At 49.9% G+C, this 16,272-nt stretch carries 10 protein-coding genes, 7 tRNA genes and 3 rRNA genes; 1 reads left to right on the top strand and 19 read right to left on the bottom strand.

Annotated elements, in window-relative coordinates:
* Positions 1-975: 975 nt before the first annotated feature.
* From glmM to M1Q06_RS00915, 8 genes are all read right to left on the bottom strand, one after another.
* Positions 976-2,325 (bottom strand): phosphoglucosamine mutase, encoded by a 1,350-nt coding sequence (gene glmM / locus M1Q06_RS00950; RefSeq protein ID WP_121300651.1) that lies wholly within the window; start codon positions 2,323-2,325, stop codon positions 976-978.
* 71 nt (positions 2,326-2,396) lie between these two features.
* Positions 2,397-3,398 carry a CdaR family protein gene (locus M1Q06_RS00945; protein ID WP_121300650.1) on the bottom strand — a complete coding sequence of 334 codons (1,002 nt, stop codon included), beginning with the start codon at positions 3,396-3,398 and terminating at the stop codon, positions 2,397-2,399.
* The gene (gene cdaA / locus M1Q06_RS00940; RefSeq protein ID WP_121300978.1) at positions 3,391-4,227 is read right to left on the bottom strand and encodes a diadenylate cyclase CdaA; all 837 of its coding nucleotides are present in this window, start codon (positions 4,225-4,227) and stop codon (positions 3,391-3,393) included. Before cdaA ends, M1Q06_RS00945 begins: the two co-directional genes overlap by 8 nt.
* 100 nt (positions 4,228-4,327) lie before the next feature.
* Positions 4,328-4,963 carry a zf-HC2 domain-containing protein gene (locus M1Q06_RS00935; protein WP_121300649.1) on the bottom strand — a complete coding sequence of 212 codons (636 nt, stop codon included), beginning with the start codon at positions 4,961-4,963 and terminating at the stop codon, positions 4,328-4,330.
* Between the two features lie 12 nt (positions 4,964-4,975).
* The gene (gene sigW, locus M1Q06_RS00930) at positions 4,976-5,539 is read right to left on the bottom strand and encodes an RNA polymerase sigma factor SigW (protein ID WP_101189215.1); all 564 of its coding nucleotides are present in this window, start codon (positions 5,537-5,539) and stop codon (positions 4,976-4,978) included.
* Positions 5,540-5,810: 271 nt separating this feature from the next.
* Positions 5,811-6,719, bottom strand: coding sequence for an arginase (gene rocF / locus M1Q06_RS00925; protein WP_121300648.1), 909 nt, complete (start codon positions 6,717-6,719; stop codon positions 5,811-5,813).
* A 67-nt stretch (positions 6,720-6,786) separates the two neighbouring features.
* On the bottom strand, positions 6,787-7,353 hold the full coding sequence (locus M1Q06_RS00920) for a GNAT family N-acetyltransferase (protein WP_241663169.1): 567 nt from the start codon (positions 7,351-7,353) through the stop codon (positions 6,787-6,789).
* Positions 7,354-7,432: 79 nt separating this feature from the next.
* Entirely contained in the window at positions 7,433-8,314 is an 882-nt protein-coding gene (locus tag M1Q06_RS00915) for a LysR family transcriptional regulator (protein WP_434400985.1), read from the bottom strand.
* Positions 8,315-8,417: 103 nt separating this feature from the next.
* Here M1Q06_RS00915 and M1Q06_RS00910 point away from each other — a divergent pair, with 103 nt between their 5' ends.
* The gene (locus M1Q06_RS00910) at positions 8,418-9,497 is read left to right on the top strand and encodes a citrate synthase/methylcitrate synthase (protein ID WP_434400983.1); all 1,080 of its coding nucleotides are present in this window, start codon (positions 8,418-8,420) and stop codon (positions 9,495-9,497) included.
* Between the two features lie 62 nt (positions 9,498-9,559).
* On the opposite strand, the gene M1Q06_RS00905 is transcribed toward M1Q06_RS00910, so the two are convergent.
* From M1Q06_RS00905 to M1Q06_RS00855, 11 genes are all read right to left on the bottom strand, one after another.
* Positions 9,560-9,632: transfer RNA gene (locus M1Q06_RS00905), tRNA-Ala, on the bottom strand.
* A 24-nt stretch (positions 9,633-9,656) separates the two neighbouring features.
* A tRNA-Lys gene (locus tag M1Q06_RS00900) sits at positions 9,657-9,729 on the bottom strand.
* Between the two features lie 11 nt (positions 9,730-9,740).
* Positions 9,741-9,815 (bottom strand) — tRNA-Gln (locus tag M1Q06_RS00895).
* 14 nt (positions 9,816-9,829) lie between these two features.
* A tRNA-Tyr gene (locus M1Q06_RS00890) sits at positions 9,830-9,913 on the bottom strand.
* A 30-nt stretch (positions 9,914-9,943) separates the two neighbouring features.
* Positions 9,944-10,019: transfer RNA gene (locus tag M1Q06_RS00885), tRNA-Val, on the bottom strand.
* A gap of 5 nt (positions 10,020-10,024) precedes the next feature.
* A tRNA-Glu gene (locus M1Q06_RS00880) sits at positions 10,025-10,099 on the bottom strand.
* 58 nt (positions 10,100-10,157) lie between these two features.
* A tRNA-Thr gene (locus M1Q06_RS00875) sits at positions 10,158-10,230 on the bottom strand.
* 42 nt (positions 10,231-10,272) lie between these two features.
* A 5S ribosomal RNA gene (gene rrf / locus M1Q06_RS00870) occupies positions 10,273-10,388 on the bottom strand.
* Positions 10,389-10,452: 64 nt separating this feature from the next.
* Positions 10,453-13,384: ribosomal RNA gene (locus tag M1Q06_RS00865) — 23S ribosomal RNA — on the bottom strand.
* A 190-nt stretch (positions 13,385-13,574) separates the two neighbouring features.
* Positions 13,575-15,125, bottom strand: a 16S ribosomal RNA gene (locus M1Q06_RS00860).
* Together the 16S, 23S and 5S rRNA genes with 7 tRNA genes alongside form the textbook arrangement of a ribosomal RNA operon.
* 377 nt (positions 15,126-15,502) lie before the next feature.
* Positions 15,503-16,183: a KinB-signaling pathway activation protein gene (locus M1Q06_RS00855; RefSeq protein WP_434400981.1), complete on the bottom strand. Its 681-nt coding sequence runs from the start codon at positions 16,181-16,183 to the stop codon at positions 15,503-15,505.
* Positions 16,184-16,272 lie beyond the last annotated feature (89 nt).

The following is a 16,272-nucleotide window of genomic DNA, read 5'->3' as shown; positions in this document are numbered from 1 at the left end:
AACAACTTACAGGCGGTCCGAAAACCTGTGAGGACAAGCATGCTAGCTTTTCAATATGTATTTTTGCCGAAAATACCAAAACCTATCTTTTTGAATTCCTTGGTAAACTTTTGACGGCGCAGCCCCTTGAAATGACGATAAATAACCGAAAAGGTTTCAGCTAATGAAAATCTTGTGGAGTAAGTCGGACAAGCGAATGAGAAGAAGTTATCATTGACCCTTTCATCGTCAAACAGCCGCCTCCCGCTTTGGGCATGCCTCCCGCAATAAGCCAAGAAGAACACTTGTCTTATTGCTCCGGCTCGTCCCTGTGCGCGGTTCGGCTATTAGATTTCATTGATTGCTTTGAGCAACTGAGCTTCAGCTTCTTTTATTGCATCCACTGGTTGTCGATGCTTAGTGGGATGTGTGAGTGTGGCGTTATGGCCGATGATTGTTTCATCTGTAAGAAGAGACCTAGCTGGAGTTGATAGTGGAAAAGATGGTTAACTAGCTATTTTTTATGCGACTACAAAACTGTCTAAAACTATTCATGCTAATTTCAATGACAGTTGAATTTGATTTCCACACTACACTTAGAGATGGAGCGAAAAGGGGCCGACGCCGGAGGGACCGCGCGGGCTGGCGAGACAAACGTGCGAATGCACGTTGGCTCAACACCCGCCCCTCGGCAAGCGTGCCCCTTGTAGCGCAATCTCCAGCACAAGCATTTACTATATCTCATCTCGATTTCATTTCTACTCTACATCTAGGCGTGGAGCGAAGGATGTCGACTCCGGGCAGCCGATAACGCGACGTCCTGTCACATCGGCTGCATGACCCGCATCCTGCGGGCCTAAAGCGCCCCTTGAAGCGTAATCTCTTCCACTAACAGCTCCACTATCCACTTTCATATATCTCCTAATTCTACACTCAACGTCGTATCATTTTGCCCATAAAAAAAGGCCAGAGCGGATGCTCTGGCCTTTAGCTTATTTATTTCATGCCCATTTCTTCACGTACAACCGCCGCAATCCGCTCTACGTACTCTTCGCACGCTTCTGCAGAAGGCGCTTCGACCATGACGCGCACCAATGGCTCGGTTCCGGAAGGACGCACCAGCACACGGCCATCGCCGTCCATGTCGCGTTCCACTTCCGCAATCTTCTCGGCAACGACAGCATTATCTGTCACGCCGTGTTTGTCCGTCACGCGGATGTTCACCAGTTTTTGCGGGAAAATCGTCATTTCATTCGCCAGCTCAGACAATTTCTTGCCCGTGATTTTCATGATGTTCACCAATTGAAGGCCTGACAACAATCCATCGCCTGTCGTGTTGTAATCAAGGAAAATGATATGGCCCGACTGTTCGCCGCCCAAATTGTATTCATTCTTCTTCATTTCTTCCACTACATAGCGATCGCCGACAGCCGTCTTGACGCTCTTCATGCCGTTTTCTTCAAGCGCTTTGTAGAAGCCCATATTGCTCATGATTGTTGAAACGACTGTATCCTGTTTCAAGCGGCCTTCTGATTTCAAATGCTTCGCGCAAATATACATGATCTGGTCGCCGTCGACAATCGTTCCCTTTTCATCTACCGCGATCAAACGGTCACCGTCGCCATCAAAGGCAAGGCCAACATCGGCACCTTTATCCACGACCAGCTTCGCAAGTGCTTCAGGATGTGTCGATCCGACTCCTTCGTTGATGTTCAAGCCGTTCGGCGAAGCGCCCATTGAGCTAATGTCCGCGTCCAAATCGGCAAATACGTGAGTCGCCAATGTCGATGTCGCACCATGCGCGCAGTCAAGCGCCACGTGGATGCCGTCGAATTCCTCGTCCACTGTTTGCTTCAAATACTGGAGGTACTTTTGGCCGCCTTCGAAATATTCGGTGATGCTGCCAAGGTCTCCGCCAGTTGGGCGTGGCAGATCGTCTGTTTCTGCATCGAGTAATGCTTCAATTTCCGCTTCCTGGTCGTCCGACAATTTAAAGCCGTCTGAACCGAAGAATTTGATGCCATTATCTGCGACCGGGTTGTGGGAAGCAGAAATCATGACTCCCGCTTCCGCGCTCATGACGCGTGTCAGATATGAAACACCTGGAGTGCTGATGACGCCGAGGCGCATGACTTCTGCACCGACTGACAATAATCCAGCCGCTAATGCGTTTTCAAGCATTTCCCCGGAAATTCGTGTATCCCGCCCTACGAGCACTTTCGGTTTTTCCTTTGAGCTTTTCGTTAAGACATAGCCGCCAAAACGCCCAAGCCTAAATGCCAGTTCCGGCGTCAATTCGCTATTGGCTACCCCTCGTACACCATCGGTCCCAAAATATTTTCCCATGCTTTTCGCTCCTTCAATCACTCTGTATTATGATTTGTTTATATTAACCTAATTTTACATTTTTAGCTATTTTATTCTTCGTTACTTTCGGCAATTTCCGGATTTTCCAACTCTTCCGGTACGATCAAAGATTCATCCACTGAAATGTCTGCTTCTACTTGCATCTCTCCTGGAGAAACCCCGGACGCGCCCGATGGAATCGGCAATTCCACTGTCACCGTCGTATCGGAGGCCGTGACGCTATTCGCTTCCACTTCGATGACATATTCCTCCATCGCATCCACTACGCTACGCGGCCCAAAGACCCGTACTTGTTCACTTGTAGGCGTCCAGGAGTTGATGGTGATACCTGTTTGCGGATCGCCAGTCGATTCGATGCGTACCGGCAATTCACGGCTGTATTCCTCTACCGTAACGTCAACCGCCACGGATTCCGGCTCGATCGTGACATTGTCCAGTTTCGTCAAATCTTCTGCCAGCACGCGGACACGCGCTTCAGCAGTGAAAGATTCTTTGATTTCCGGTTCACCGGTCACTGTCGCTTTGACAAAGCTGATGGCATTGATGACGCTTTGCGGTCCCGTAACGGTCACAGTATCCGGTTCGACAGACAGGCCGTCCAGGACAAATCCTTCCGCCAGCAAGCGCTCGTTCATTTCAGCGTCGATATCGAATTCCTGGGACACCCGCTCCTCGAGCACGACATTAACGAATGCCGGGTCCACGCGTGCACTCAGTTGTTCCGATAGGTTTTCTGTCTGAATCGGCACTTGATGCTCCCCTAAAGGCAGGCTGCGCAAATCAATGAATAAGGTATAGTCATCGAGCTGGCGCGTCGTCTGGATAATGCTTGCCGGTCCGCTCAAATACAGGTCGACCGTATCCGGCACGCCGCTGACCATCAAGCTTTCATCGTAATACACTTGCAGTTCCACGTCTTCGATCATTTCCGACACTCTTCCAGTTTCAGTGGTGGTCGTATTATTTTCCGTCTGGACGGAAAAGAAGAGCAGAAAGGCCAGGAATAATGCCATGATCCGAAGAAACCACGGATTGTCCATCATCTTATCCATTCTTTTTCCCCCTCCAATTCCACCAAGAACTTGCCGTCTGTTGTTGTTCGACACCGAACCAGATACGGCGGAGCTTCACTTCAAAGTCTTCGAGCGACAAATTGCGGTGCAAATCGCCGTTCGCCGTCAAACTGATCGCCCCGGTCTCTTCCGATACGACAATGGTGATGGCATCCGTCACTTCACTGATGCCGAGTGCTGCACGGTGGCGCGTCCCCAGCTCTTTCGAAATGAACGGGCTCTCGGACAGCGGCAAATAGCAGGCTGCCGCAGCGATGCGGTTCTTCTGGACGATGACCGCACCGTCATGCAACGGCGTGTTCGGAATGAATAGATTGATCATCAATTCGGAAGTGATGTCCGAATTCATCGGAATGCCCGTCTCTATGTATTCGCTGAGCCCGGTTTCACGCTCGATCGAAATGAGTGCCCCGATGCGGCGCTTTGCCATATAGCTGACCGATTTGCTCATCGCTTCAATCAAGCGGTTGCGCTCGGATTCTTCATTAAGCGTACTGCTCGAGAACAGTTTCCCGCGCCCGAGCTGTTCGAGTGCGCGTCTCAATTCAGGCTGGAAGATGATGATGATGGCAAGAAAACCCCATTCGAGCACTTGCTGCATAATCCAACCAAGCGTTTCCAGGTTGAGCGCCTGGGTCACAAGACGCGCGATGATAATAAAGAAGATTCCTTTTAATAATTGGACAGCCTTCGTTCCCTTGATGACAGTAATAAGTTTGTAAATAACGAACCAGACCAACAGGATGTCGATAACATTTCCGATCATCTGAAGCGGCGTCTGGTCATTGAAGTTTTCCAAAAAAGGCATCTGCAACCCTCGCTTTTCTCCATGTACATATAGTTTAAGTATATCATATCCCGAGACATCTGCCCCCATGCAAAAAGCCCATCCATTGAATGGATGGGCTTTACTCGTCTATTGATTGGTCATTGCCGCCAAAAAAGCTGACCGCATCCTGGAATGTCCCTTTGATCGTATACCAGAGCCACTCGAATACTTGGTCGATTTCCTCGATTTCACCGTTAATGACGCCACTCGATGCCATGTACTGGCCGTTGACAATCGTCACGTCGCCTTCAAGTTCCCCGTCCACGCGCAAATCGCCATTGCGGATCGTCAAATCCCCGACAACCGTTTGGCCTTCCGGCACGACGACGGTCTGCCCTTCAACTACCAAGTTCTCTTGTTTGGTAAATGAAAACTGCTGGTCGTCGCTAAAGCTCGACATCATCGCCGCACTCATCAACAAGACGAAAAGTGCTGCCGCGATCATCAGCGGGTGATGACGCATAAAGCGTTTCATCCCGACGCGCTGTGATTCTTTCGGCAAACCGGCCATCGTCTTTTGCACAAAGTCCGACGGTGCCTGGACGTGTGAAGCGCTTTGGACAAACGCAATGGTTTTGGTCAGTTCTTGATATATTTTTCTGCAGTCGCTGCAGCTCTGCAAGTAATCTTTCAGTTCTTTTTCCTCTGATGGGCTGATTTCCCCGTCGAGGTAATCGTCCATCATGCGAATGACTTTTTCCGGACACGCATTCATCATGCTCGCCTCCTACAAATTGCTCAATTGCTTGCGAAGTGCTTCGCGCCCGCGGTGTATCCGCGTTTTCACCGTGCCAAGCGGCAAATCCAGGATCTCGCTGATTTCGGCCAGCGGCAATTCCTCGATATATTTTAACACAATCGCTGCCCGGTACTTATCCGGCAAGCGGCTTATTTCGTACTGCACCCGCTCCTGAACTTCCATCCGCATCAATTCTTCTTCCGGAAGCTCTTCATCATTGGCAATCTTCGAATACATATTCAAGCCTTCCGTGCCTTTGACTTCCGCATCCAAATGATAATCCGGCTTTTTCTTGCGGATCCGGTCAATGCACAGATTGGTGGCGATGCGGTAAAGCCACGTGGAAAATTTACGGTTCTGGTCGAAGGTGTGTATGTTCACATAGGCCCGCGTAAATGCTTCCTGTGCAATATCTTCCGCTTCATGCCGGTTGCCGAGCATGCGGTAGCAAATCTGGAACAACTGATGTTGATACAGCTCCACGATTTCGGCAAATGCGTCTTGGTCGCCCTTCATGACTCGTTTTATTCGTTTATTCACTAACGCATCCATGATCTCATTTCCCTCCGCCATGCGGCTGTCTTTTATATACGGTCCAGTTCTGAAAAGGTTTCATTTTTTTCTCTTCTTCTATCCTATCAAACCATCCCCAGAAAAAACCAGCCAATTTCCAGTTCTTTGAATGAATTCATCAGTTTATTATTTCGCTGATAAGAATCATGCAATGTGCTGTCTGACAGTCCTACACCCTTCTTCCTAATCCCCTATACATTCCGCAAAATTAAAAAAAGCTGCCCGGAAATTCCGGACAGTCGCTTTATTCTTATACTAATTTTTCACCAAGCAATGAACCGATCAATGCGACCGCCACATCTGCTGTACGGTTCTTTTCATCGAGGATCGGGTTGACTTCAACAAATTCTGCAGAAGTGATCAATCCTGCATCAAACAGCATTTCCATCGCCAAATGGCTTTCGCGGTAACTAATGCCGCCTGGTACCGGCGTACCGACACCTGGTGTATACATCGGATCGATGCCATCGAGGTCGAGCGACAAATGGACACCGTCCGTTTTACGCTCTTCACGCAAATAGCGGATCGACTCCTGCATAACATGATCCATGCCCATTTTGTCGATTTCGTGCATGCTGAACACTTTGATGCCGTGCTCTTTGATCAATTCACGCTCACCTGGATCGACAGAACGCGCCCCGATGATGACAATGTTTTCCGGCTTCACTTTTGGCGAGTAACCGCGGATGTTCGTCAATTTCTCATGGCCATGCCCAAAGCTCGCCGCAAGCGGCATGCCGTGAATATTGCCTGATGGCGACGTTTCACTCGTGTTCATATCCGCATGCGCATCATACCAGATGACGCCCAAATTCTCGTAATGCTCTGAAATGCCGGCAAGCGTTCCGATCGCAATACTATGGTCGCCACCCAATACTAATGGAAAATTCCCGGCTTTGGCTACGCCTGAAACGGTTTCTCCAAGTGCTTCTGTCGCTTCGGTAATTACGTCCATATTGCGCAAATTGGTGTTTTCATCCACTTTGCCGTCCGCTTTGCGGATTTGGATATCGCCTTCGTCATTTACTTCATGCCCGAGATTTTCAATACGGTCCACTACGCCCGCGTAACGGATTGCGCTTGGCCCCATATCGACGCCGCGGCGCATTTGCCCGTGGTCCATTGGTACACCTATAATAGAAACATTTAATTTATTCATTATTTTATACCCCCTCAGTAAGATACATTTATTGTACCCTCTGAGGTTCTCTTGGCTCAACCTGACATTATTCCGAATATTTATTCATTTTTTCTTCCAGTGATTTTTTCACTTCCGGCCATTCACGATCAATGATGGAATAGACAATGGCATCTCTTGGTTCACCTGTCGAGCGGATTCGTTCGTTGCGCAAATGCCCTTCTTTCACCGCTCCTATCCGTTCGATCGATTTTTGGGAACGGATATTTTCAGCATCGGTTTTGAACTGGACGCGGATCATCTCCCGTTCTTCGAAGCAATAGCCTAGCAGCGCATGTTTGACGGCCGTATTGACATGGGTGCGCTGTGCTTTTTCGCTATAGAAAGTCGCTCCAATTTCACAACTCTTGTTCGTATCGTCAATCGAATAAATGCGGGTGGTGCCGACAATCTCACCACTTTCCGGAAGCTCCACGGCAAATACCAGGACATTGGATTGGTTCATTCCAGCCGATAACCACGCTTCTAAATCTTCGAAACGTTCCACCTTAGTCAGCATATATTCGAAGATGTCCGGTGTATAAAGCGCCCATAATGCCTCAAAATCCTCACGTTTCAGCAAACGAAGCCGAATATTACGCTGTTCAATATACATATCCATCCCCTCCTTATCTGCAGTATACCAGTGCATCCGTCAAATTCGCCATTTTCAATAAAACTATCGCTTCTTCAACTCACCGGAAATAAACCGATTGCACACGGCTCAAAAAATCTTTCTCCAGTTCCCCCATGCTGAGGGACAGGAAATACGTCGCAACAGTGGGCAACGGGAACAAGTCAAAACGCGCTTCCATCAAACGCCCTTCAATCAGCTCACGGCGCACCATCGACTTCGGCAAAAATGAAACGCCGAGCCCTTCCTGGATAAACTTTTTCGCAATATAGGCCTGCGTCACTTTCATCGTACGGATGCCCGGCAGCTGCACGCGCAATTTCACCAGCAGCTCTTCCCAAAAAACGGGATGATGATGCGTGAAGATAAAGTTCCGCTGCAATACCTCTTCTCCCGAAACCACTGGGCCCCGTTCATCATCATAAGCATCCCTCGGCACAATGAGCAGTAAAGGATCTTCATAAACCACTTCATGGAGAATCACTCGTTTTACCGGCAGCAAAGCCGATATGCCAGCAGACACTTCCCCGCTCTCTACCAGTACTTCAATCGCTTCCGACTCTTCCACACGAATAACCAGCTCAAGGTCCGGATGTGCTTTCGTAAACGACTTTAGGATATATGGCAGCACCGTCTCTGCCATTAACGGAGAGATTGCGATGGTCCATTTTCGCCGGTAGCCTTGGGCAAATGATTGAAGCTCATCGGCTGTCGAATCGAATTTTTCTATCAATGTTTCTGTCTGCTGTTTAAAATGGCGCCCTTCCTCAGTTAACAACACACGGTTCTTGATGCGATCGAACAAGCGAATCCCCAAATACTCTTCCAATTGCCGAATATGCACCGTCACACTCGGCTGTGACAGCATCAAGCGTTCGGACGTCTTACGGAAATTCAAGGTTTCCGCAGCATCTGCAAAGGTTCTCAGCCATTGCATCTCCATTTCATATCTCCTTTCAATTAGTTTTTTTAATTATCTTAATTATAAATCTTTAATTTTCATAATTAAAGCTGCAACTTATACTTGAAAAAAAGGAGGAATTTCCATGTTTCAAAAAGGCCTTAAAGGCATTGTCGCCGTTCAAACTGCCATTGCATCTGTCGAAGGGGATAAGGGTGAACTCCGTTACCGTGGAAAATTGGTCAATGAAGTAATTGTAGGAAAAAACTTCGAACAAACAGCTTACTTTCTCTGGCATGGCCATCATGCTTCAAAAGAAGAACTCGCAAGCCTCACGGAACAATTAAAATCCTATCGTCGTTTGCCGAATTATCTCATGAGTATCACACAGGCCCTGCCAAAAGAGACTTCGTTGATGGACGGAATGCGGACCCTCGTCTCGGCTTATCAGCATGCCGAATTCAAAGAATTGGCGAGCCAACAGCAAGCCATTGCCCTTACTGCTGCACTTCCGGTAATGACGGCTCTTCTATACCGGCAAAGCACCGGACAGGAATTCGTCACGCCAAGAAGCGACCTGGGCCATACTGCAAACTATCTATGGATGATCAAAGGGCAAGTACCGACACACGCACAAACTGAAGCCTTGGAAACCTATTTGAACTTAACGATGGAACACGGCATGAATGCATCCACTTTTGCTGGCCGTGTCACCATTTCCACCGAATCCGACTTAAGCGCTGCCATCGTTTCTGCAATCGGTACGATGAAGGGTCCTTTACATGGAGGCGCTCCGTCCGGTGTGCTTGAATTGCTTGATGAAATCCAGTATCCCGAAAGGATTAATCCAGTCATTGAACAAAAACTGGCACAAGGTGAGAAAATCATGGGCTTCGGTCACCGTGTATATCGTACAGAAGATCCGCGCGCTATTCTGCTCCGTGAAAAATGCCAGCAGCTGCAGCAAGAAGACCCTTGGCTGAACCTTGCAGTCATAGCCGAAAATAAAATCACCCAATTGCTAAATGAACGAAAACCAGGACGTGCCCTTTATACCAATGTAGAATTTTATGCAGCAGCGATTATGAGGTCCATTCAAATGCCGCCTGAACTATTCACCCCAACCTTCAGCATCGCACGGATCGTCGGCTGGACTGCCCATGCCATCGAACAGCAGCACGATAACGTGATTTTCCGGCCACAATCGGAATATATCGGAAACTAAAAAAAGCCCGTATCCAATTGAATGGATACGGGCTTTTTACACATGGATTGCACATGGAACAATGGAGCCTAGGGGGCTCGAACCCCTGACCTCGACGCTGCCAGCGTCGCGCTCTCCCAGCTGAGCTAAGGCCCCGCGCGAAAAATGCGCAAAGATAAATGAGCCATGAAGGATTCGAACCTTCGACCCTCTGATTAAAAGTCAGATGCTCTACCAACTGAGCTAATGGCTCAAAATAAAAAATGGCTGGGGTACCTGGATTCGAACCAGGGCATGACGGGATCAAAACCCGTTGCCTTACCGCTTGGCTATACCCCAAAGCAATAAAAAACTGGTGGTGGGGGGCAGATTCGAACTGCCGAACCCGAAGGAGCGGATTTACAGTCCGCCGCGTTTAGCCACTTCGCTACCCCACCGTTATTCGATTAATAGCCTAAATGGATACATGGTGGAGGATGACGGGATCGAACCGCCGACCCTCTGCTTGTAAGGCAGATGCTCTCCCAGCTGAGCTAATCCTCCGTGAATGGTGACCCCTACGGGATTCGAACCCGTGTTACCGCCGTGAAAGGGCGGTGTCTTAACCGCTTGACCAAGGGGCCTTACAAAAAAATTATAAAGAAAACAGTTTCCGATGTAAAGAAACTTTAATGAATCAAAAGCTTCCAACCGGGTTCGAACCGGTGACCTCTTCCTTACCATGGAAGCACTCTACCTGCTGAGCTATGGAAGCAAGGTAAAAGGAAATCTCGGTACAAAGTAAAAAAAGATGATTGCCCAGCGACGTCCTACTCTCACAGGGGGAAACCCCCAACTACCATCGGCGCAAAAGAGCTTAACTTCCGTGTTCGGGATGGGAACGGGTGTGGCCTCTTTGCCATCATCACTGGACTCTTGAGCTTGTTCGCTCAAAACTGGATAAATCGACATTGTGGGAAACTTGCGTTTCAGTTTGTTGGTTAAGTCCTCGATCGATTAGTATTCGTCAGCTGCACGTGTCGCCACGCTTCCACCCCGAACCTATCTACCTCATCGTCTTTGAGGGATCTTACTTGCTTGCGCAATGGGAAATCTCATCTTGAGGGGGGCTTCGTGCTTAGATGCTTTCAGCACTTATCCCGGCCACACATAGCTACCCAGCGATGCTCTTGGCAGAACAACTGGTACACCAGCGGTGTGTCCATCCCGGTCCTCTCGTACTAAGGACAGCTCCTCTCAAATTTCCTGCGCCCGCGACGGATAGGGACCGAACTGTCTCACGACGTTCTGAACCCAGCTCGCGTACCGCTTTAATGGGCGAACAGCCCAACCCTTGGGACCGACTACAGCCCCAGGATGCGATGAGCCGACATCGAGGTGCCAAACCTCCCCGTCGATGTGGACTCTTGGGGGAGATAAGCCTGTTATCCCCGGGGTAGCTTTTATCCGTTGAGCGATGGCCCTTCCATGCGGAACCACCGGATCACTAAGTCCGTCTTTCGACCCTGCTCGACCTGTCCGTCTCGCAGTCAAGCTCCCTTGTGCCTTTACACTCTGCGAATGATTTCCAACCATTCTGAGGGAACCTTTGAGCGCCTCCGTTACTCTTTAGGAGGCGACCGCCCCAGTCAAACTGCCCGCCTGACACTGTCTCCCAAGCCGCTAAGGCTTGTGGGTTAGAAGTTCAATACAACCAGGGTAGTATCCCACCGACGCCTCCCCCGAAGCTGGCGCTCCGGGTTCTCTGGCTCCTACCTATCCTGTACAAGTTGCACCAAAATTCAATATCAGGCTACAGTAAAGCTCCACGGGGTCTTTCCGTCCTGTCGCGGGTAACCTGCATCTTCACAGGTACTATAATTTCACCGAGTCTCTCGTTGAGACAGTGCCCAGATCGTTACGCCTTTCGTGCGGGTCGGAACTTACCCGACAAGGAATTTCGCTACCTTAGGACCGTTATAGTTACGGCCGCCGTTTACTGGGGCTTCGGTTCGCACCTTCGCTTGCGCTAAGCACTCCCCTTAACCTTCCAGCACCGGGCAGGCGTCAGCCCCTATACGTCACCTTACGGTTTTGCAGAGACCTGTGTTTTTGCTAAACAGTCGCCTGGGCCTATTCACTGCGGCTCTCTCGGGCTATTCACCCTACCAGAGCACCCCTTCTCCCGAAGTTACGGGGTCATTTTGCCGAGTTCCTTAACGAGAGTTCACTCGCTCACCTTAGAATTCTCTTCTCGCCTACCTGTGTCGGTTTGCGGTACGGGCACCTCCCGCCTCGCTAGAGGCTTTTCTTGGCAGTGTGAAATCAGGGACTCTGAGGTTAAACCTCTTGCCATCACTGCTTGATGTACATAGAAACGGGATTTGCCTCGTTTCTCATCTCACAACTTGGACGTGCACAACCAACGGCACGCTCACCCTATCCTTCTGCGTCCCCCCATTACTCAAACGGCGGGGAGGTGGTACAGGAATATCAACCTGTTGTCCATCGTCTACGCCTATCGGCCTCGACTTAGGTCCCGACTAACCCTGAGCGGACGAGCCTTCCTCAGGAAACCTTAGGCATTCGGTGGACGGGATTCTCACCCGTCTTTCGTTACTCATACCGGCATTCTCACTTCTAAGCGCTCCACCAGTCCTTCCGGTCTGACTTCAACGCCCTTAGAACGCTCTCCTACCACGGACATCTACGATGTCCATCCACAGCTTCGGTAATCCGTTTAGCCCCGGTACATTTTCGGCGCAGTGTCACTCGACCAGTGAGCTATTACGCACTCTTTAAATGATGGCTGCTTCTAAGCCAACATCCTGGTTGTCTAAGCAACGCCACATCCTTTTCCACTTAACGGATATTTGGGGACCTTAGCTGGTGGTCTGGGCTGTTTCCCTCTTGACTACGGATCTTATCACTCGCAGTCTGACTCCCAAGCATAAATCACTGGCATTCGGAGTTTGTCTGAATTCGGTAACCCGGGATGGGCCCCTAGTCCAAACAGTGCTCTACCTCCAGGATTCTCTTCTTGAGGCTAGCCCTAAAGCTATTTCGGAGAGAACCAGCTATCTCCAGGTTCGATTGGAATTTCTCCGCTACCCACACCTCATCCCCGCACTTTTCAACGTGCGTGGGTTCGGGCCTCCAGTAAGTGTTACCTTACCTTCACCCTGGACATGGGTAGATCACCTGGTTTCGGGTCTACAACTGCATACTCACTCGCCCTATTCAGACTCGCTTTCGCTGCGGCTCCGGCTTCTCACCTTAACCTTGCATGCAATCGTAACTCGCCGGTTCATTCTACAAAAGGCACGCTATCACCCATTAACGGGCTCTAACTACTTGTAGGCACACGGTTTCAGGATCTATTTCACTCCCCTTCCGGGGTGCTTTTCACCTTTCCCTCACGGTACTGGTTCACTATCGGTCACTAGGGAGTATTTAGCCTTGGGAGATGGTCCTCCCGGATTCCGACGGAATTTCTCGTGTTCCGCCGTACTCAGGATCCACTCTGGAGGGAACGAACTTTCAGCTACGGGGCTATTACCCTATCTTGCGGACCGTTCCAGGTCGCTTCGCTTAATCCGTTCCTTTGTAACTCCGTATAGAGTGTCCTACAACCCCAGAAGGCAAGCCTTCTGGTTTGGGCTGATCCCGTTTCGCTCGCCGCTACTTGGGGAATCGCATTTGCTTTCTCTTCCTTCAGGTACTTAGATGTTTCAGTTCCCTGAGTCTGCCTTCTCATGTGCTATGTATTCACACATGGATACTGCTCCATTACGAACAGTGGGTTTCCCCATTCGGAAATCCCCGGATCCCAGCTCACTTACAGCTCCCCGAGGCATATCGGTGTTAGTGCCGTCCTTCTTCGGCTCCTAGTGCCAAGGCATCCACCGTGCGCCCTTATTAACTTAACCACTGAATGGTCAAAAAAAATAAGTTGATCGCAAAGCGATCACGCTACTTGATGCTTGTTTCTTAATCAATGTCGATCTATCCAGTTTTCAAAGAACAAGTTTGAAAGTCAATCCTTGCGGAGTGAACCTTCAAAACTGAACGCAAAACGTCAACCCGATTCGTGAGAATCGGTTCCGATATTATCCTTAGAAAGGAGGTGATCCAGCCGCACCTTCCGATACGGCTACCTTGTTACGACTTCACCCCAATCATCTGTCCCACCTTCGGCGGCTGGCTCCCGTAAGGGTTACCCCACCGACTTCGGGTGTTACAAACTCTCGTGGTGTGACGGGCGGTGTGTACAAGGCCCGGGAACGTATTCACCGCGGCATGCTGATCCGCGATTACTAGCGATTCCGGCTTCATGCAGGCGAGTTGCAGCCTGCAATCCGAACTGAGAACGGTTTTCTGGGATTGGCTCCCCCTCGCGGGTTTGCAGCCCTTTGTACCGTCCATTGTAGCACGTGTGTAGCCCAGGTCATAAGGGGCATGATGATTTGACGTCATCCCCACCTTCCTCCGGTTTGTCACCGGCAGTCACCTTAGAGTGCCCAACTGAATGCTGGCAACTAAGATCAAGGGTTGCGCTCGTTGCGGGACTTAACCCAACATCTCACGACACGAGCTGACGACAACCATGCACCACCTGTCACCGCTGTCCCCGAAGGGAAAGCCTAGTCTCCTAGGCGGTCAGCGGGATGTCAAGACCTGGTAAGGTTCTTCGCGTTGCTTCGAATTAAACCACATGCTCCACCGCTTGTGCGGGCCCCCGTCAATTCCTTTGAGTTTCAGCCTTGCGGCCGTACTCCCCAGGCGGAGTGCTTAATGCGTTAGCTGCAGCACTAAGGGGCGGAAACCCCCTAACACTTAGCACTCATCGTTTACGGCGTGGACTACCAGGGTATCTAATCCTGTTTGCTCCCCACGCTTTCGCGCCTCAGCGTCAGTTACAGACCAGAAAGTCGCCTTCGCCACTGGTGTTCCTCCACATCTCTACGCATTTCACCGCTACACGTGGAATTCCACTTTCCTCTTCTGCACTCAAGTCCCCCAGTTTCCAATGACCCTCCACGGTTGAGCCGTGGGCTTTCACATCAGACTTAAAGGACCGCCTGCGCGCGCTTTACGCCCAATAATTCCGGACAACGCTTGCCACCTACGTATTACCGCGGCTGCTGGCACGTAGTTAGCCGTGGCTTTCTGGTGAGGTACCGTCAAGGTACCAGTAGTTAGTTGGTACTTGTTCTTCCCTCACAACAGAGTTTTACGATCCGAAAACCTTCTTCACTCACGCGGCGTTGCTCCGTCAGACTTTCGTCCATTGCGGAAGATTCCCTACTGCTGCCTCCCGTAGGAGTCTGGGCCGTGTCTCAGTCCCAGTGTGGCCGATCACCCTCTCAGGTCGGCTACGCATCGTGGCCTTGGTGAGCCGTTACCTCACCAACTAGCTAATGCGCCGCGGGCCCATCCTGCAGTGACAGCCGAAACCGTCTTTCCGTGCAGCCCCATGAGAGGCCGCAAACTATTCGGTATTAGCACCGGTTTCCCGGAGTTATCCCGATCTGCAGGGCAGGTTGCCCACGTGTTACTCACCCGTCCGCCGCTAAGATAATGGAGCAAGCTCCACTATCTCCGCTCGACTTGCATGTATTAGGCACGCCGCCAGCGTTCGTCCTGAGCCAGGATCAAACTCTCCATTATAGAGTAGTATTGATTGCTCAATAGTTGCTGGCGTATCGCCGTCCCGAAAGACGCGCGATTCGCTTGATCTGCCGAAGCTGATCAGTACGTTTGCCGCGATCACTCGCGACTGTATTGTTGACGTTTTGCTGTTCAGTTTTCAAGGTTCATGTTTGCTGTCGTTCCTGACGACTTTTATTATATTAAAGCATGTTTAAATATATGTCAACGGATTTACCAAACTTTTTTCAAAAGAACTTTTCAGCTTCTTAAAATCTATTCAAAACATCCTCTAAACCCTATAGGTAAAGCGTTTCTTGCTGCAGACGAAAAAGTCATTTAAAACAAAAAATCCCGCTCCCTGCCCTAGAGGCAGAAAGCGGGACTTTTCTGAAAAATCATTTCTTTCCTTCAGCAGCCTGTGCTTTTCTCGCAGCCCGGCGAGCTTCAAGTTTCAAACGGTCCTCTTCAGACTTCTCGTTATACTTCGGCAAGGCAAGAAGTTGGTAAGCGTTCACTGCAAGCAATGGGAACAACAACAAGGTTACCCAGCTGTCTACATTACCCGCTCTTACCATTAAAGCCGGCAGCCATTCCAGTGTCGTAACGACAATCATGAAAAACAACGCTGAAATGAATGCTGACTTCGCTGTCCATTTCGCTTTGAAGTACGCTGTTGTGAGCGATACTGCCAATAAAATGAATAGCAGTGTTCCATAAAGGAATCCTTGCCCGCCCGTCTCGACGTTCGGCAGGAAACGGAACACAATCAAGTCGAAGATGACGATGGCGATGATCAAGAGCTGTACCCAATTCCATAGCCGCAGCGAGCGGAACATATTATGGCCGAACTGGTGAATCGTCAAATAGGCGAAGAAGCCCATCTGCGCAATCAAGCTCATGGTGAGTCCGACGACAATCATCCAGACAAAGCCCGCGATGAATTCTCCCCATTGCCCATTCCGTGCAGCTTCGGCGAAGACATCGTTCCAGCGGATGAAAATTCCGAGAAGCCCGGTAATCCCTCCGCCTATCAATAATGCAGTCAATGCAAACTTAACCCAATTTCGTATAGTCACGTATATTGCCTCCGTTAATTTAAAGTTCCTTTCGATTGTATCAACAAACCCTTCTATCTGCAGGAGGAGTTGTGAACAAACCTTGAAAG

Source organism: Planococcus sp. 11815, from assembly GCF_051096385.1.
GTDB classification, from domain to species: domain Bacteria; phylum Bacillota; class Bacilli; order Bacillales_A; family Planococcaceae; genus Planococcus; species Planococcus citreus.
The sequence above is the reverse complement of the archived record's forward strand: the minus strand, read 5'-3'. Positions and strand labels throughout refer to the sequence as shown.